General features: G+C 62.0%; 16 protein-coding genes. 10 read left to right on the plus strand and 6 right to left on the minus strand.

Annotated elements, in window-relative coordinates; all coding sequences use genetic code 11:
• Positions 1-42: 42 nt before the first annotated feature.
• Entirely contained in the window at positions 43-1131 is a 1089-nt protein-coding gene (locus MJ605_RS01465; protein WP_243039998.1) for a PilT/PilU family type 4a pilus ATPase, read from the minus strand.
• A 110-nt stretch (positions 1132-1241) separates the two neighbouring features.
• On the opposite strand from MJ605_RS01465, the gene MJ605_RS01470 reads away from it, so the two are divergent.
• The 6 genes from MJ605_RS01470 (at position 1242) to MJ605_RS01495 (ending at position 8038) form a co-directional block, all read left to right on the plus strand.
• The gene (locus MJ605_RS01470) at positions 1242-1844 is read left to right on the plus strand and encodes a DUF4398 domain-containing protein (protein WP_243039080.1); all 603 of its coding nucleotides are present in this window, start codon (positions 1242-1244) and stop codon (positions 1842-1844) included.
• Positions 1841-2470, plus strand: coding sequence for a hypothetical protein (locus tag MJ605_RS01475; RefSeq protein WP_243039081.1), 630 nt, complete (start codon positions 1841-1843; stop codon positions 2468-2470). The genes MJ605_RS01470 and MJ605_RS01475 overlap by 4 nt, the downstream gene beginning before the upstream one ends.
• Positions 2471-2857: 387 nt before the next feature.
• Complete coding sequence (locus tag MJ605_RS01480; RefSeq protein ID WP_243039082.1) at positions 2858-3085, plus strand: HP1242/YdcH family protein; 228 nt, start codon at positions 2858-2860, stop codon at positions 3083-3085.
• 168 nt (positions 3086-3253) lie between these two features.
• On the plus strand, positions 3254-4624 hold the full coding sequence (locus tag MJ605_RS01485; RefSeq protein WP_243039083.1) for a pyridoxal-phosphate dependent enzyme: 1371 nt from the start codon (positions 3254-3256) through the stop codon (positions 4622-4624).
• Positions 4625-4756: 132 nt separating this feature from the next.
• Positions 4757-6586, plus strand: a complete 1830-nt coding sequence (gene glmS / locus MJ605_RS01490; protein WP_243039084.1) for a glutamine--fructose-6-phosphate transaminase (isomerizing) — start codon at positions 4757-4759, stop codon at positions 6584-6586.
• A gap of 102 nt (positions 6587-6688) precedes the next feature.
• Positions 6689-8038 (plus strand): phosphohexomutase domain-containing protein, encoded by a 1350-nt coding sequence (locus tag MJ605_RS01495; RefSeq protein WP_243039085.1) that lies wholly within the window; start codon positions 6689-6691, stop codon positions 8036-8038.
• A gap of 50 nt (positions 8039-8088) precedes the next feature.
• On the opposite strand, the gene MJ605_RS01500 is transcribed toward MJ605_RS01495, so the two are convergent.
• The 5 genes from MJ605_RS01500 to rfbB are packed head-to-tail and all read right to left on the minus strand — an operon-like array spanning position 8089 to position 12927.
• The gene (locus tag MJ605_RS01500; protein ID WP_243039086.1) at positions 8089-9501 is read right to left on the minus strand and encodes a mannose-1-phosphate guanylyltransferase/mannose-6-phosphate isomerase; all 1413 of its coding nucleotides are present in this window, start codon (positions 9499-9501) and stop codon (positions 8089-8091) included.
• 6 nt (positions 9502-9507) lie between these two features.
• The gene (rfbD, locus tag MJ605_RS01505; RefSeq protein WP_243039087.1) at positions 9508-10443 is read right to left on the minus strand and encodes a dTDP-4-dehydrorhamnose reductase; all 936 of its coding nucleotides are present in this window, start codon (positions 10441-10443) and stop codon (positions 9508-9510) included.
• On the minus strand, positions 10440-10997 hold the full coding sequence (rfbC, locus tag MJ605_RS01510; RefSeq protein ID WP_243039088.1) for a dTDP-4-dehydrorhamnose 3,5-epimerase: 558 nt from the start codon (positions 10995-10997) through the stop codon (positions 10440-10442). Before rfbC ends, rfbD begins: the two co-directional genes overlap by 4 nt.
• Positions 10994-11881, minus strand: coding sequence for a glucose-1-phosphate thymidylyltransferase RfbA (gene rfbA, locus MJ605_RS01515; RefSeq protein WP_243039089.1), 888 nt, complete (start codon positions 11879-11881; stop codon positions 10994-10996). Before rfbA ends, rfbC begins: the two co-directional genes overlap by 4 nt.
• Complete coding sequence (rfbB, locus tag MJ605_RS01520; RefSeq protein WP_243039090.1) at positions 11878-12927, minus strand: dTDP-glucose 4,6-dehydratase; 1050 nt, start codon at positions 12925-12927, stop codon at positions 11878-11880. Before rfbB ends, rfbA begins: the two co-directional genes overlap by 4 nt.
• 232 nt (positions 12928-13159) lie before the next feature.
• On the opposite strand from rfbB, the gene MJ605_RS01525 reads away from it, so the two are divergent.
• From MJ605_RS01525 to MJ605_RS01540, 4 genes are all read left to right on the plus strand, one after another.
• Positions 13160-14326 (plus strand): trans-sulfuration enzyme family protein, encoded by a 1167-nt coding sequence (locus MJ605_RS01525; RefSeq protein ID WP_243039091.1) that lies wholly within the window; start codon positions 13160-13162, stop codon positions 14324-14326.
• The gene (locus tag MJ605_RS01530) at positions 14323-15159 is read left to right on the plus strand and encodes an ABC transporter permease (protein WP_243039092.1); all 837 of its coding nucleotides are present in this window, start codon (positions 14323-14325) and stop codon (positions 15157-15159) included. Before MJ605_RS01525 ends, MJ605_RS01530 begins: the two co-directional genes overlap by 4 nt.
• Entirely contained in the window at positions 15149-16510 is a 1362-nt protein-coding gene (locus tag MJ605_RS01535) for an ABC transporter ATP-binding protein (RefSeq protein WP_243039093.1), read from the plus strand. Before MJ605_RS01530 ends, MJ605_RS01535 begins: the two co-directional genes overlap by 11 nt.
• Positions 16511-16646: 136 nt before the next feature.
• On the plus strand, positions 16647-17399 hold the full coding sequence (locus tag MJ605_RS01540; protein WP_243039094.1) for a sulfotransferase family protein: 753 nt from the start codon (positions 16647-16649) through the stop codon (positions 17397-17399).
• Positions 17400-17626 lie beyond the last annotated feature (227 nt).

Consider the following 17626-nt stretch of genomic DNA (forward strand, 5'->3'; position numbering starts at 1 on the left):
TCGCCGTCGTCCGGGCGTTCGCCGGACGACGGGGCGGACGGGTCAGAACCCGAGCCCGTACGGGTCGTTGCCTGCCAGTTCGGCGCTTTCCGTATTGCCGCTCTCGGACAGGCGCACCTTGAGCGCCAGGCCATCGCGGGAGTCGGCCTTGTTGAGCGCCTCGTCCAGCTCGATGCGGCCTTCCTTGTAGAGGCGGTAGAGCGACTGGTCGAAGGTCTGCATGCCTTCCTGCAGGCTGCGGTCCATCGCCTCCTTGATGTCGTGCACCTGGCCGCGGCGGATCATGTCGCGGATCAGCGGGGTGTTGAGCAGCACCTCGGTGGCCGGCAGGCGGCGGCCATCCTTGCCCACCACCAGGCGCTGGCTGATGACCGCGCGCAGATTGAGCGCCAGGTTCATCAGCACGTTCTTGTGCGCCGACTCGGGGAAAAAGTTGAGGATGCGCTCCAGCGTCTGGTCGGCGTTGTTGGAGTGCAGGGTGGCCAGGCACAGGTGGCCCGTCTCGGAGAAGGCGATCGCCGCCTCCATGGTGTCGGTGTCGCGGATCTCGCCGATCATGATCACGTCCGGCGCCTCGCGCATGGCGTTGCGCAGGGCCTCGTGGTAGCTGTGCGTATCCAGCCCCACCTCGCGCTGGTTCACGATCGAGCGCTTGTGGCGGTGCAGGTATTCGATCGGGTCCTCGATGGTGAGGATATGGCCGGAGGAATTCTGGTTGCGGTGGTCGAGCATGGCCGCCAGGGTGGTGGACTTGCCCGAGCCGGTGGCGCCCACCACCAGGATCAGGCCGCGCGGCTCCATGATCAGGTCGCGGAAGATGCTCGGCAGCTGTAACTGGTCGATGCTGGGGATCTCGCTCTTGATGGCGCGGATCACCATGCCCACTTCGCCGCGCTGCTTGAACACGTTGATGCGGAAGCGCCCGGCTTCCTTCACCGCCAGCGCCATGTTCAGCTCCAGGTCGCGCTCGAACTGGGGGACCTGGCCCTCGTCCATCAGCGAATAGGCGATCTTCTTGACCATGCCGCTCGGCAGGCCGGTATTGCCGAGCGGGTAGAGCTTGCCCTCGACCTTGATGTTCACAGGGGCGCCCGTGGTCAGGAACATATCCGACGCGCCCTTGTCAACCATTAGCTTGAGGAAGTAACCGATGTCCACTCGAATCCCCTAATTTCGTGCGCATTGCTAAAGTCGATTATGCCCGCCCACAATACGCTGCGACACTCCGAGAGGACTGAGTGATGGTGCACATCTTTTCCCCGCTGACTGGACGCCCGAAGGGCGCCCGGACCGCGGTTTTCGCCCTGCCGCTGGCGTTCATGCTGGCGCTGGCCGGCTGCGCGAGCACGCCGCCGCCGAACAACGTCATGAACCAGGCGCAGGTCCAGTTGCAGGCGGCGCGCGACGCCGACGCGGCCGACTACGACCCGGTGGACCTCGGGTTCGCCCAGAACAAGTTCCAGCAGGCCCAGAATGCCATGGCCAGCCGCAAGTACGACGACGCGGCCGTGCTGGCGGACGAGGCCCGTGCCGACGCCGAACTGGCCCGCGCCAAGGCCCGCCTGGCCGCCGCCCGCCAGCAGATCCAGAGCAAGACCGCCGCCAACCAGCAGTTGCGCGACCAGATCGAGCAGTCCCTGGCCGAGCAGCAGCAACAGGACCAGGCCCAGAACGTGGCCCTGCCGCCGCAGGACCAGCCGGGCGACATGCCGGCGCCGTCCAGTTCTTCCTTGTCCGCGCCGGTTCCCGAGGGCCAGGGCTTCCAGACCTTGCCGCAGCAGAACGGCAACCCGCCCCAGCCCAACCCGCCCCAGGCGAACAATGACCAGGGAGGCCACCTGTGAAATCCCTGACTCTCCGACTTTCCGTGCTTTGCCTGGCCCTGGCCGCCACCGCCAGCGCCCATGCCGCCAAGGAGGACATGGACGTGGCCCGTCTCTCCAACAGCCTCGACCAGCTGGCCGGCGACCCCGTGCTGGGCGGTTACGCCCAGGCCGAGCAGGCCCGCGCCCGCGACGCCGTGAACCAACTGTCGCAGGCCCGCTCGCGCGACCGCGCCCATGCCTTGTACCTGGCCGAGCGCCGGGTGGACCTGGCCCGCGCCACCGCTCAACTGCAGGAAGCCCAGCAGCAGATCGGCAAGCTCGACCGCGAGCACGACCAGATCCTGCTCGACGGCAGCCGCCGCGAGGCCGACCAGGCGCGCAAGGAACTGGAGCGCCAGCGCCTGCAGTACCAGATGGCCCAGGAAGAGGCCGCCCGCCAGATGGCGGCAGGCGCCGAGGCCACCGCCCAGGCCCAGGCCGAGGCCGAGCAGGCCAAGAAGCTGGCCGCTGCCCAGGCCCGCGTGGCCAATGCGGCCAAGAAGCAGGCGGACCTGGCGGCGCAGGCCGCCCGCGCGTTGCGTTCGCAGATGCAGCAGGGCGACAGCGGCTCGGACAACCCGGGCAACAAGGATCAGGGCAAGTAAGGCGTTCCTTCCCTGGTGTCCAGCAGGAGGCCGGCGGCCATGCTGCCGGCCTTCCTGTTTTTGGGCCTGCCCCCGGGCCGATCCCGTTCTGGAAAGCCGGTGCCGGCTTCAGGCAATGGCTGTTTCGGCAGCTTTTGTACGTGGGATGACAGCGCGTCTCCACCGCTTTGTGACGCTTGCATGACCCCAGGGCGGGGAGTAGGGTCGAATGCCCAGGGGGCAGCTCCGCACCCTGGGTCACCGACCTGAATCATGCGCTCATCCTTTCCTTTCCATCGCGCTCCATGGACCGGTCAAGCGGCATGGATCGGGGGTGCGCGCGCCTGATTCTTCGTCAGCGGATGCCTTTCCCAGGCGCCCGCCGTTCTCTCCAGAGGAGGTTGAATCATGTTCGAAAACCAGCAGCGTGATGATGTCGAAGCACTGATGAAGGCCGACGCGGAGTTTCGTCGGCTGTACCAGCACCATCAGGAGCTCGACAGCAAGGTGCACGATGCCGAGATCGGCGTCCTTCCCATCGACGACATGACGTTGTCGGGGATGAAGAAGGAGAAACTCCACGCGAAGGAGCGGCTCCAGCGCATGTGGGACACCCGCGTGCACCGCATCAACTGAACCTGCAAGGTTTCGCATGAACGCGGCCCCGGCACCTCCCCGCAAGGGAAAGGTTCCGGGGCCGCTGTCGTTCCGGGCGAACACTCCAAGGCGTCAGCGTGGCTCGGGTATCATCGTGGTCCCCGATGGCTGCTGTGATGCGGCCGGAGCCTACAGCAAGGAGTTCCCATGACGGTCCACCAGAGTGTCCTCGAACTGATCGGACGTACCCCGATGGTACGCGCGCAGCGCCTGGATGTCGGACCGTGCGAGCTGTTCCTGAAGCTGGAGAGCGCCAACCCCGGCGGCTCGATCAAGGACCGCATCGGCCTGTCGATGATCGAGGGCGCCGAAAAGGCCGGCAAGATCCGGCCTGGCGACACCCTGGTGGAGGGCACGGCCGGCAACACCGGCCTGGGCCTGGCCCTGGTGGCGCAGCAGAAGGGCTACCGCCTGGTCCTGGTGGTGCCCGACAAGATGAGCCGCGAGAAGATCTTCAACCTCAAGGCGATGGGCGCCGAGGTGGTGCTGACCCGGTCGGACGTGGCCAAGGGCCACCCGGAGTACTACCAGGACATGGCCGAACGCATCGCCCGCGAAACGCCCAACGCCTACTTCATCAATCAGTTCGGCAACCCGGACAACCCGGTGGCGCATATCGCCACCACCGGCCCGGAGATCCTCGACCAGCTCGACGGCAAGGTCGACGCCATCGTGGTCGGCTGTGGCTCCTCAGGCACGCTGAGCGGCCTGTCCAAGTTCTTCGCCGAGCATTCGCCGGCCACGGAGTTCGTGCTGGCCGACCCGGTCGGATCGATCCTCGCCCAGTACATCAATGAAGGCACGCTCTCGGCCAAATCGGGCAGTTGGATGGTCGAGGGTATCGGCGAGGATTTCCTGCCCACCATCAGCGACTTCACCCGCGTGCAGAAAGCCTATGCCATCCCGGACAAGGAGAGCTTCCTCGCCGCGCGCGAGCTGTTGGCCAAGGAAGGCATCCTGGGCGGTTCCTCCACCGGCACCCTGCTGGCGGCGGCGCTGCGCTATTGCCGTGAACAGGCGAGCCCGAAGCGCGTGGTGACGCTGGTGTGCGACACCGGCAACAAGTATCTGTCGAAGATGTACAACGACTACTGGATGCTCGACAACGGATTCCTCGAGCGCGAGCAGCATGGTGACCTGCGCGACCTGCTATTGCGGCCGTTCGCCCAGCGCGACACCGTGGTGGTGGGGCCGAACGAGCTGCTGATGACGGCCTATACGCGCATGAAGCTGTATGACGTCTCGCAGCTGCCGGTGATGGACGGCAGCCGCCTGGTCGGCATCCTCGACGAGTCGGACGTGCTGATGCACGTGCACGCCGACGAAAGCCGGTTCCGCGACGCGGTATCCACCGCCATGATCACCCACCTGCAGATGCTGGACGTGCGCTCGCCGATCGAATCGCTACTGCCGGTGTTCGAGCGTGGCCACGTGGCCATCGTGGTGGACGGCGAGCAGTTCCTGGGCCTCATCACCCGCATCGATCTGCTGAACTATCTACGCCGCAAGGTGCATTGATCCGGCGCGGGCGGCGTGCCCACGATGGGCCTGGTGCCGCCCGCCGTCATGAAAGTTTGTTGAAATCACCTGCCTGCACAGTCGCGGATCGCGACCGGAAGGTCGGTGCCTGTTTCGAAAGGAGTACAGCTCATGTGTGGAATCGTTGCCGCCGCCGCCCAGCGTGACGTGGCGCCCCTGCTGATCGCCGGACTCAAGGCGCTGGAATACCGCGGCTACGACTCCGCCGGCCTGGCCGTGCTGGACCAGGGCGAGATCCGCCGCGTCCGCGCCAAGGGCAAGGTGCGCGAGATGGAATCGCTGTACCTGGCCCATCCGTTCCCGGGCGGTACCGGCATCGCACACACGCGCTGGGCCACCCATGGCGTACCCAACGAGGCCAACGCGCATCCGCACGTCGCCGGCAGCGTGGCGCTGGTGCACAACGGCATCATCGAGAACTACGCCAGCCTGCGCGCCGACCTGCAGGCACGCGGCCACGTATTCACCTCGGAAACCGACACGGAAGTGATGGCCGCGCTCATCAACGAGCATGTGGCGTCAGGCCAGGGCTTGCGCGACGCCGTGCTGGCGACCGTGCGCGAGCTCGAGGGCGCCTATGCCATCGCCGTGATCTCAAGCAAGGAGCCGGGCAAGGTGGTGGGCGCGCGCCATGGCGCACCGCTGCTGGTGGGCGTGGGCATCGGCGAGCATTTCCTGGGCTCCGACGCCCAGGCGCTGATCCAGGTGACCAACAAGATCATCTACCTGGACGAGGACGACGTGGCGGAGATCACGCGCGACAGCGTGGCGATCTTCAACCTCGAAGGCCAGCCCGTTCAGCGCGACCTGCACGAGAGCGAGCTGTCCGCCGATGCGGTGGAGCGCGGCGAATACCGCCACTACATGCAGAAGGAAATCTTCGAACAGCCCGCCGCCGTGGCCGCCACACTGGAGGCGCGCATCGGCCCGCATGGCGTGCTGCCGAACATCTTCGGCGTGGACGGCGACGAACTGCTGGCCAAGGTGCGTGGCCTGCACATCATCGCCTGCGGCACCAGCTACCACGCAGGCATGGTGGCCAAGTACTGGATCGAGGAGTACGCGCGCCTGCCGGTGAGCGTCGAGGTGGCCAGCGAGTACCGCTACCGCGAGGCGGTGGTGCCGGAAGGCACCTTGTTCGTCGCCATCTCCCAGTCCGGCGAAACCGCCGACACGCTGGCGGCGATGCGCGAATCACGCCGCCGCGGCTATCTCGGCACGCTGGCCATCTGCAACGTGCCCGAATCGTCCGTGGTGCGCGAGGCCGACCTCAAGCTGATGACGCGCGCCGGCCCGGAAATCGGCGTGGCCTCCACCAAGGCCTTCACCACCCAGCTGGCGGCGCTCGCCTTGCTGACGCTGCATCTGTCGCAGCAGCGAGGGCTGGACCCGGCGCACTACCAGGACCTGTGCACGCAGCTGCAGCATCTGCCGCGCGCACTTGAGGACGCGTTGAAGCTCGAGCCCGACGTGATCGAACTGGCCGCCCACCTGATCCACCGCCAGCATGCGCTGTTCCTGGGCCGTGGCGCCCAGTACCCGGTGGCGCTGGAAGGCTCGCTCAAGCTCAAGGAAATCTCCTACATCCATGCCGAGGCCTACCCGGCCGGCGAACTCAAGCACGGCCCGCTGGCGCTGGTGGACGAGGACATGCCCGTGATCGCCGTGGCCCCGAACGGCCCCCTGCTGGACAAGCTGAAATCCAACCTGCAGGAAGTACGCGCCCGCGGCGGCGAGCTACTGGTGTTCGCCGACGGCGACGCCAGCCTGGAAGGCAACGCCGCCCGTGGCGCCACGATCCGCATCAACGGTGGCGGCGACTTCATCGCCCCGGCCGTGTTTACCGTGCCGCTGCAACTATTGGCCTATCACGTCGCCGTACTGCGCGGCACCGATGTGGACCAGCCGCGTAATCTGGCCAAGTCGGTGACGGTGGAGTGAGCGTCCGACGTACCGGCCCGCCTTCTGGCGGGCCGGTACGGGCGTCGTGGGTGGGAGCCCGGAAAGATACAATCCGGGTTTTCCCGTCTCCGGCTTGCGCCCATGAAGTGTTTCAAGGCTTACGATATCCGTGGCCGCGTCCCCGACGAACTCAATGAAGACGTCGCGTATCGATTGGGGCGCGCATTCGCCCGCACGGTAGGCGAAGGTGCCGTCGTGGTCGGCTTTGATATCCGCCGTGACAGCTCCGTGTTCGCCGATGCGATCGTTCGAGGCCTGAATGATGAAGGGTGCGACGCGATCGACATCGGGTTGTGCGGGACAGAAGAGGTCTACTTCCAGACGTTCCACCGCCAGGTCGCGGGCGGCATCATGGTGACCGCCAGCCATAATCCCATCGACTACAACGGCATGAAGCTGGTCCGAGAAGGCGCACGCCCGATCAGCGGCGATACAGGACTGCGCGATATCGAGCAACTGGTCGAGCAGAACGAGTTCGGTCCACCCGGACCGCAACAGGGCAAGGTCACGCGCGACCACGACAAGTCGGCCTATATCCAGCATCTCCTGGGCTACATCGATGCGACGGCCATCCAGCCGCTGAAAGTCGTGGTCAACGCAGGCAACGGTGGTGCCGGTGAAGTGATCGATCTGCTCGCCGCCCATCTGCCGCTGCAGTTCATCCGTATCTACCACGAACCTGACGGAAGCTTTCCCAACGGTATCCCCAATCCACTGCTGCCGGAGAATCGCGCCGCCACCGCCGAGGCTGTGCGCCAGCATGGCGCCGATTTCGGTATCGCCTGGGACGGCGACTTCGATCGCTGTTTCCTGTTCGACGCGCAAGGTGAGTTCATCGAGGGCTATTACATCGTCGGCCTGCTGGCCGCCCAACTGCTGCAGAAGCATCCCGGCGCAAAGATCATCCATGACCCCCGCTTGACCTGGAACACCGTCGACATGGTGCGCCAGGCGCGCGGCGTGCCGATCGAAAGCAAGACGGGCCATGCCTTCATCAAGGAACGGATGCGCAGCGAAGACGCGATCTACGGCGGTGAGATGAGCGCGCATCACTACTTCCGCGAGTTCGCCTATTGCGATTCCGGCATGATTCCGTGGCTGCTGGTTGCCGAACGCGTCTCCAGGACCAACATCGGGCTCGCCGACATGCTGGCCGAGCGCATGGCGGCCTATCCGTGCAGCGGGGAGATCAACTTCGTGATCGACGATGCGAAGGCCACCGTGGCCAGGGTGCTGCAACACTTCGCTGCGCTCCAGCCGGTCATTGAATACATCGACGGCGTCAGTGCCGACTTCGGGAGCTGGCGCTTCAATCTTCGCTCATCCAATACGGAGCCGCTGCTGCGCCTGAACGTGGAGTCGCGCGGCGATGTCGCATTGATGGAAGCACGGACCCGCGAACTGTCCGGGCTGATCGTGAACAGGCTCTAAGAAAAGGGCTCCGCAGGGCCCTCTTCATTCACCGAACGTGGTGTGTCTGCTCAGATGCGGCCGTAGACGTCATCGAAGCGGACAATGTCGTCCTCGCCCAGGTAGCTGCCCGACTGCACTTCGATCAGTTCGACGGGTACTTTGCCGGGGTTGCGCAGGCGATGCTTGCTGCCCAGGGGAAGGTAGGTGCTCTGGTTTTCCGCCAGCAGGAATACCTTGTCGTCGCAGGTGACTTCGGCGACGCCCTTCACCACGATCCAGTGCTCGGCGCGGTGGTGGTGCATCTGCAGGCTCAGCGCGGCGCCGGGTTTTACGACAATGCGCTTAACCTGGAAGCGATCACCGTTTTCCAGCGAGTCATAGGTACCCCAGGGACGATGGACCACGCGGTGCAGGTCATGCTCGGTACGCCCCGCCGTCTTCAACTGGTCGACGATCCTCTTTACGTCTTGCGAGGCGTCACGGCGAGCGATCAGGGTTGCGTCCGGCGTGGTGACGATCACCACATCCTTCAGGCCAACCGTGGCGACGAGATGGCGATCGTGCGAATGCACCAGGCTACCGGTGGTGTCCAGCGCGATGACATCGCCCTCGAGGTGATTGCCGTTGGCGTCCTTGTCGGCGGCGAGCCACAGCGCATCCCAGGAGCCAATGTCCGACCAGCCGCAGGCTACCGGCACCACGGCCGCTCGCGCGGTCTTCTCCATCACCGCATAGTCGATCGAATCGCTGGGCGCGGCGGAGAACGCCTGCGCGTCGAGGCGGACGAAGTCCAGGTCGATGTTTGCTTTGTCAAAGGCCTCCCGTGCAGCCTGGAGCATGCCGGGGGCATGTACGCCGAGCTCCTCTAGGTAGCGCGATGCGCGAAACATGAACATTCCCGAATTCCAGTCGTATTCGCCGCTGGCCAGGTAGCGTTCGGCGACCTCCAGCTTGGGCTTTTCGACGAACTGCTCGACCTGGAAGGTCTCGGTGCCCAGGGGCTTGCCACGCCGGATGTAGCCAAAGCCGGTTTCCGGACGGTCCGGACGGATGCCGAACGTCACCAGCCAGCCCTGTGTCGCCAACGGCCGCGCCTTGGCAACGGCTTCGCGGAACGACTGATCGTCGCCGATCAGATGGTCGGCCGGAAGCACCAGGATGATGGCCTCGGCGTCCCGCGCCATGGCGCGGAGTGCGCCAACGGCGATGGCGGGCGCCGTGTTGCGGGCGATGGGTTCCAGCAGGATGTCGGCACCCTGGATCTTCAATTCCTTGAGCTGTTCCGCAGCGAGGAAACGATGATCGTCGCTCGCCACGACAATTGGGGTGGCCACACCCTGCAGGCGCATCGCGCGCTGAATGGTCTGCTGGAACAAGGTCTCGCTGCCGGCGAGCGAAAGGAACTGCTTAGGCAGGTTCTTCCGCGAGATGGGCCACAGCCGGGTTCCGCTGCCGCCGCTGAGGATGAGAGGAATAATCATGTCGGGTCAGACCCTTGCCTGAGCGAGCGCATCGAGCGTCCGTTGCAAGCCCACCCTCCAGTCGGGCAGGGCGTAGCCGAACGTATGCGCGAAACGCGAGTTGTCGAGCACCGAATAGGCCGGCCGCTTTGCCGGCGTAGGAAATTCGCTGCTATCGATGGCGTGTACCGCGGGTTCCTTCTGCAGCAGCCCGCATCGAACTGCTTGCTCAACGATGGCGGAGGCAAACCCGTGCCAACTGGTCTGGCCGCTGGCGGTCAGGTGATACGTTCCTTCGAGCATCCCGCGGGCGGCCGCGTCGGCAGCCAGCCAGCGATCGATGGCGGCAAGCGTGCCCTCGACAATCAATTGCGTGTCGGTGGGGCTGCCCACCTGATCGGCCACGACGCGCAACTCGTCACGCTCGCCGCCAAGGCGCAGCATCGTGCGCAGGAAGTTGTGGCCGACCGGGGCATACACCCAGGCCGTGCGAAAATTGAAGTGCGGCGCGCCGCTGGCAAAGAGCGCTTCTTCGCCGGCCCGCTTGCTGCGGCCGTAGGCACCGGCCGGTTCCGTGGCCGCATCTTCGCGGTAGGGGCTGCGGGCGTCGCCAGCGAACACGTAGTCGGTTGAATAGTTCACCAGCAATGCCCCATGGGCCTTCGCCCAGCGCGCAAGCATGCCAACGGCTTCGCCGTTGACGCGGGTGGCGACGGCTTCTTCCTGCTCGGCGCGATCCACCGCCGTGTATGCGGCGGCGTTGACGATGACCTCGGGCCGCTCGGCGTCCAGCAGGGCCGCCAGGGTCTCGGGCACGGACAGATCGGCCATGGCGCCCTGGCCATTGTCCACGAGCCTGCCATCACGCGTGGCTGCCGTCACCACGCCACGGGCGGCGAGTCCGCCATGGCTGAGAAAGGTGCGGCCCAACTGGCCGTTGGCGCCCAATAGCAGGGTCTTCAAGCGCGGTACTCCGGCAGACGATCTGGCGAAACGTCGGCGAGCAACGGGGTCTTGCTGTCCTTGTCCGAAAGTAGGGGCTGCGTCACCGGCCAATCGATGCCGATGGCCGGGTCGTTCCAGCGTACGCCACCGTCCGCCTTGGCGTCGTACAGGTCGGTGCACTGATAAGAGAACGTCGCGAATGCGGAGAGCACGCAGAACCCGTGGGCAAAACCTTCAGGTATCCAGAAATGGCGGTGATTTTCCGCCGTGAGCATCACGCCAGCCCACTGGCCAAAGGTGGGCGATCCGCGGCGGATGTCGACTGCCACGTCATAGACCTCGCCTTCGAGCACGCTGACCAGCTTGCCTTGCGGGCGCGGCCATTGGTAATGCAGGCCGCGCAGCACGCCGCGGGCCGAGCGCGACACGTTCGATTGCACGAACTTTCTGTCGATGCCCGCTTCGCGGTACTTCGCTTCGTTGTAGCTCTCGTAGAAGAAGCCGCGCGAGTCACCGAACACCTGTGGTTCGATCGCGATGCAGCCCGGCAGGGAGGTTTCGATGAACTTCATCCAACGTGGCCTTGTTTGGTCAGGTTCTGCAGGTATTGCCCATAACCCGTCTTGGATAGCGGGGCCGCGAGTCGAAGCAACTGCTCGGCGTCAATCCACTTGTTGACGTAGGCAATCTCTTCAGGGCAACAGACCTTCAGGCCTTGTCGGTTCTCAATGGTCTGAATGTAATCGCCGGCTTCCATCAGGGACTCGTGCGTGCCTGTGTCCAGCCAGGCGTAGCCACGGCCCAACTGCTCAAGATGCAACGACTCGTCATCGAGATAGCAGCGATTGAGATCGGTGATTTCCAGTTCACCGCGCGCAGAGGGCTTGAGGTCCGCTGCGAAAACGGGTGCGCGATTGTCGTAGAAGTAGAGTCCCGTCACCGCGTAGTGGGACTTCGGCTCGCTGGGCTTTTCTTCCAGGCCGATCACCTTGCCCGTAGGGTCGAATTCGGCCACGCCATAGCGCTCTGGATCCCTTACCCAATAGCCGAACACCGTGGCGCCACGTTCACGCGATGCGGCCCGTTTCATGCGCTCGGTGAGGCCTACGCCATAGAAGATGTTGTCACCCAGCACCAGACAACTAGGGTTGTTTCCGACGAAGTCGCGGCCAATGATGAAGGCCTGTGCGAGTCCATCCGGGGATGGCTGGACGGCGTAAGTGATATTGATGCCCCATTGGCTACCGTCGCCCAGCAGGCGCTGAAAGAGTGCCTGTTCGTGCGGGGTATTGATCACCAGCACATCGCGAATACCCGCCAGCATGAGCGTGGCGAGCGGATAATAGATCATGGGCTTGTCATACACGGGAAGCAGCTGTTTGCTGACCGCCTGGGTAATGGGATAAAGCCGCGTGCCGGCGCCGCCGGCCAGGATGATGCCCTTCAGATTGCTCATGAGCCGAGTCGCTCCATGCGATAGCTTCCATCAAGGACGCGGGAAACCCATTCCTTGTTTCCCAGGTACCAGTCGACGGTGTGCGCGATACCCGTTTCGAAGGTTTGCGAAGGACGCCAGCCCAGTTCGTTCTGCAGCTTCGACGAATCGATGGCGTAGCGACGGTCGTGGCCCGGGCGGTCCTTGACGAAGGTGATGAGGGATTCGCGGCGACGACCATCGGGTAGCGGATGACGCTCGTCCAGCAGCGCGCAGATGGTCTTCACGACGGTCAGGTTCTCGCGCTCGGCATTGCCGCCCACGTTGTAAGTTTCTCCGACGCGGCCGGCCTCGAGTACGCGCTGGATTGCGGTGCAATGGTCGCCAACGTAGAGCCAGTCGCGGATGTTCAGGCCGTCACCGTAGACCGGGAGGGCCTCGCCAGCCAGTGCCTTCTGGATGATCAGGGGAATCAGCTTCTCTGGGAACTGATAAGGCCCATAGTTGTTCGAGCAGTTGGTCGTCAACGTGGGCAGGCCGTAGGTATGGTGGAACGCTCGAACAAGATGATCCGATGCCGCCTTCGAGGCGGAATACGGCGAATTTGGCGCGTAGGGTGTGGTCTCCTTGAAACTGCCTTCAGGGCCGAGCGAACCGTAGACTTCGTCGGTCGATACGTGCAGGAAGCGGAAGGACTGAGCGGCATCACCCTCCAGTCCGCGCCAATAATCACGACTGCTTTCGAGCAAGCCCAGAGTGCCCACGACATTGGTTTCAATGAAGGCGGCAGGGCCGTCGATCGAGCGGTCGACGTGCGACTCGGCAGCGAAATTGACGACTGCGTCCACTTTATGAGCCTTCAGCAGACTGGAGATCAGCTCGCGGTCGCCGATATCCCCCTGCACGAAGACATGGCGCTCGTTTCCGTCCAGCGACTCCAGGGTATCCAGGTTGCCCGCGTACGTGAGCTTGTCCAGGTTTACCACTCTGTGGCCTTGGGCAATAGCCTGAAGCACGAAGTTGGCACCAATGAAGCCGGCTCCGCCGGTGACTAGCAGTGTCGTCATAAGTCCTGACTGGGCAAAATATGTCCCGATATTCTGTCATGCTTTGGGAAGCCAGAAAACTCGAGCAAACTCGGCCGAAAGCCTTATGGGGCGCTGGGTTATATGGATCAGTTGCAGATCTGTTCATCTGGTGCCGATGCCCCCCGGGTTTCCCGGCTAAAATGGGTGAGTTATCGGTATTCTTGATAAACCATTGACCGAGCCTATGGCTCGGCTTTCCGACGTGGTGGCCATGGCGACGAAGAAGAGAAATCCAGCACTTGGGCTCGGTACGCGAGCGATTCACGCGGGGCAGTACCCGGATCCCGCCACTGGCGCGATTATGACGCCCATCTACGCGACATCCACGTACGTACAGAGCAGTCCGGGGGTGCACAAGGGCTACGAATACTCACGCACCCAAAATCCCACGCGCATGGCTTATGAGCGCTGCGTGGCTGCACTCGAAGGTGGTTCAGCCGGATTTGCCTTCAGCTCCGGGCTGGCGGCTGCCGCCACTGTTTTGGACTTGCTGGACACGGGAAGCCATGTGATCGCCATGGATGACCTCTATGGTGGTACTTACCGGCTTTTCGAGAAGGTTCGCCGTCGCTCAGCGGGATTGGATTTCTCCTTTGTTGATCTCAATGACATTGGCGCCCTTAAGGGGGCGCTGAAGTCCAATACCCGGATGATCTGGGCGGAGACTCCAACCAATCCGATGCTCAAGCTAGTGGACCTTGGGAAGATTGCTGCCTTTGCAAAAAAGCATGGACTTATCCTGGTCGTAGACAACACGTTCTGTTCGCCAATGATCCAGCGACCGCTGGAATGGGGTGCGGATCTAGTGCTTCACTCGGCCACCAAATATCTCAACGGACACTCCGACATGGTTGGCGGCATCGTGGTTACCGGCAATGCCGAGTTGGCCGAACGCATGGCATTCTTGCAGAACTCGGTCGGTGCGGTTGCTGGGCCATTTGATGCATTTCTCGCCATGCGTGGCCTCAAGACGTTGCATCTTCGGATGAAGGCCCATTGCGCGAGTGCCCTGGAGCTTGCGACATGGCTGGAAAAGCATCCGGCTGTCGAACATGCCATATATCCAGGTCTGAAGAGCCATCCTCAGCACAAGCTGGCGCGGCGTCAAATGAGCGGGTTTGGGGGAATCATCAGCATTGAGGTCAAGGGTGGGTTGAAAAAGGCCAAGCGCATGCTTGAGCGTTGCGAATTGTTTGCTTTGGCCGAATCCCTCGGTGGCGTCGAAAGCCTCATCGAGCATCCTGCGATCATGACGCACGCATCACTACCGCAGACGAGGCGAAAGCAGTTGGGCATATCCGATGGTCTCATCCGGCTCTCGGTTGGTGTTGAGGACATCGATGATCTCCGCGAGGAGCTCAAGGTGGCTTTGGGATGAACTACGGTGCCTCGGTTGGCAAGGTGGCGCCCAGGTGGTACTTGCTCGCGCCTCTTTCTGTGCTTCTGCAGAACAGGTCGCTTTATGTGCGGCTGGTGTCTCGTGACGTGGAGCTGCGTTACAAGGGATCGATGCTCGGCGTCGTCTGGTCGATGATCAATCCGCTGGCGCTGCTTGCCGTGTTTTCGTTCGTTTTCGGCGTGGTCATGCGGGCGCGTTGGGGCGAAAGTGGTAGCGTGAATTTCAGCTTGTTGATTTACTCGGGATTGGTGCTCTTCATCCTTCTTAGCGATGTAATCAATAAAGCTCCGTTGCTGATTATCCAGAATAGTAATTATGTAAAAAAGGTCGTCTTTCCATTGGAAGTCCTGCCTGCGGTGACAGTTGGTAGCGCGCTGGTGAACCTTGCGCTTGCTCTGTTGATTCTTCTCGTGGGGCAGTTGTGGTTTGGTGGTGGCATCACTTGGACATGGCTGCTTCTACCGGTGGTCCTGGCCCCCTTTGTGATGATGAATCTTGGCCTGGTCTTTTTTCTCTCCTCTTTGGGCGTATATCTGAGAGACATCGCGCAGTTGACCGGCATCGTCGTCATGGTATTGATGTACATGAGCCCGATCCTCTATCCAGTGAGCATGGTGCCAGAGGAGTATCGACCCTGGTTGAGCCTCAATCCCCTGAGCATTCCAGTTTCCGCGCTGAGGGAGATAACCCTCTATGGACAGATGCCCGACTGGGCCGCTTTGGGGATATATGCCCTGGTGTCCTACGTCATGCTGATTGCTGGCTTCTGGTGGTTCCATCGCACGAAAAACGGGTTCGCCGATGTCATCTGAAGTGGCTATTGAGGTTCAACAGCTTTTCAAGAGCTATTTGATTTTCGAGAAGCCCTCGCACCGCCTCTGGCAGATGTTGTTTCGAGGCAGAAAGAACTTCTATAGGGAACACCCCGTATTGAAAGGGGTGTCGTTCTCTGTCCGCCGAGGCGAGACGGTTGGCCTGATCGGCCGGAACGGGTCGGGAAAATCCACGCTCTTGCAAATTCTGTGCGGAGTACTAGAAGCCAATGCCGGAAGCTGCGATGTCAAGGGCAGGGTAGCCGCCCTTCTCGAACTGGGTGCAGGATTCAACCCTGAATTCACGGGTCGAGAAAACATATTCATGAGTGGCCAGATCTTTGGTCTGACCTCAGAACAGATTGAAGAGCGATACCAGCAGATCATCGAATTTGCGGATATCGGCGAATACGTGCTTCAGCCGGTTAAGACGTACTCCAGCGGGATGTTCATGCGCCTGGCTTTCGCCGTGATTGCACATGTGGATGCCGACATTCTGGTCATTGATGAGGCGTTGGCCGTGGGTGACGCATACTTCGTGCAGAAGTGCATGCGATATCTGCGGCGCTTCAAGGAAAGCGGCGGCACGCTACTATTCGTCAGCCATGACAGCAGCGCCGTCACCGCGTTGTGTGATCGGGCCATCTGGCTTCATGATGGCCACGTCCGAGTCGACGCCGGACCTAAGCAGGTGACGCAGGCTTACCTTGCGGACATGTATCACAGTGTGCAGGGCGACCGGCTGGATGGGGTCAGTCAGTCTGCCAGGATCAAGTCCGAGAGGGGGGGCAGGGAAGATTTCGTCGATGCTCGGCGCGACCTTGTGCTGGCGTCGAATTTGCGGAACGATCTGGAGGTCATGGCTTTCGACAGCCATGCCGAGGCGTTCGGCAAGGGAGGGGCATTGATCACCTCCGTGCGATTCTTGAATGAAGATGGGAACCCGCTGCAATGGATGGTTGGCGGAGAGTTGGTTTCTCTGCTCGTGGACGTGGACATATTGCGCCCCATTTGTAACGTAATTGTCGGCTTCCTGCTGAAGAACAAGCAAGGACAGTCGCTGTTTGGGGACAATACCTACTTGACCTACGCAGGCGAGTCGCTGGTCTGTGAGGCCGGCGAGAAACTGACTGCGGAGTTTGAGTTTCGGATGCCTATTTTGCCGGCTGGCGAATACGCGGTTTCCGTAGCGGTATCAGATGGAAGTCAGGCATCGCACATCATCCATCAGTGGATACATGAAGCGCTGATCATTAGCAGTCACGCATCCCAGGTAAGTACCGGCCTGATGGGAATTCCTATGAAGCGCATTCAGCTCATTCGTCATTCCGACAATTCAGGGGACACGTGAGGTACTAGACGGAATCTCCAGAGTTCAGAGAGGCTTTCACCTGAAAAATTGGCTAAGCATCACATTTTCGTAACATTCTCATGTCGGCGAAATGTATGCAACTGCGTTAAGGTTCGCGTAACCAAGCGTAAGAGCCATGAAATATTTCATTCATATTCCAAAGACGGCGGGAACGTCGCTTAGGGCGGCGGTTTTCGGGGCCAAGTTGGGCTGTGGGAAAGTGCGTGCCGTTTACTCGGCGGAGGACTACGCGGCATTGACGGACAATGGTGGGTGCGAGTCGAACACATTGTTCTTCGGTCACTTCTCGTTTGGCATCCACCAGTTGCTGGGAGATGCCTCACCACAATATGTGACCGTAATCCGGAATCCCGTGGATCGGGTAGTCTCGCTCTATAACCACCACATGCGGTTTCCAAGTTCGCCGTATCACGCGATGTTGAACGAACAGCGCCTCTCGCTAATCGACTTCGTCGAGGGCTGCATAACGCCCGAGACCAACAACGAAGTCGTGCGAAACTTGAGCGCCAGTTACGATAGGCTTCCACTGTGGTGTGACCGCGTGGCGAATAGATGGTGGCAGTTATCCAGAGGCCTGCCAACCCGCCAGATAAACGAGAAGTTTCGTCTTCGCCTCGCGCTCAGAAACGTCAAGCGCTATTTCAAGCATGTAGGGCTTGTAGAGGAGATTGAGGTCACGGGAAACTTCTTAGAGCAATGGATGCATCTACGCCCTGGAAGTGTCGTCATCCCACGGGAAAATGAATACCGTGGTGAGCGGGTCACGCTGAGCGCTGGCGAGCGAGTTGCCATCGAAAACGCAAATGAACTCGATCTGGAACTCTATCAATGTGCCCACCGGGGCGAGCTGAGCGGCTTGCATGGATAGCCGTAGTACTGATCGGTGCCGATGCCGATAAGTTTGGCATGTTAGGCCGGGATGGTGTTTCCCGCCTAGTATGCCCTCTCAAGCCTACATGGTAGCGCGAGATGCTGGCGACTCTCGATCTGCCCAAGAATGTTCGGTGAGGAAATGAGCCGCATGCAAACTCCCACGCATGCGGCCCGGCGTCGCCAAGTATAGGGGCAGTGCCCCAGGTGCCGAATGATCCACTC

Origin of the sequence: Dyella sedimenti (genome assembly GCF_022760995.1) — a bacterium.
Lineage (GTDB): Bacteria > Pseudomonadota > Gammaproteobacteria > Xanthomonadales > Rhodanobacteraceae > Dyella > Dyella sedimenti.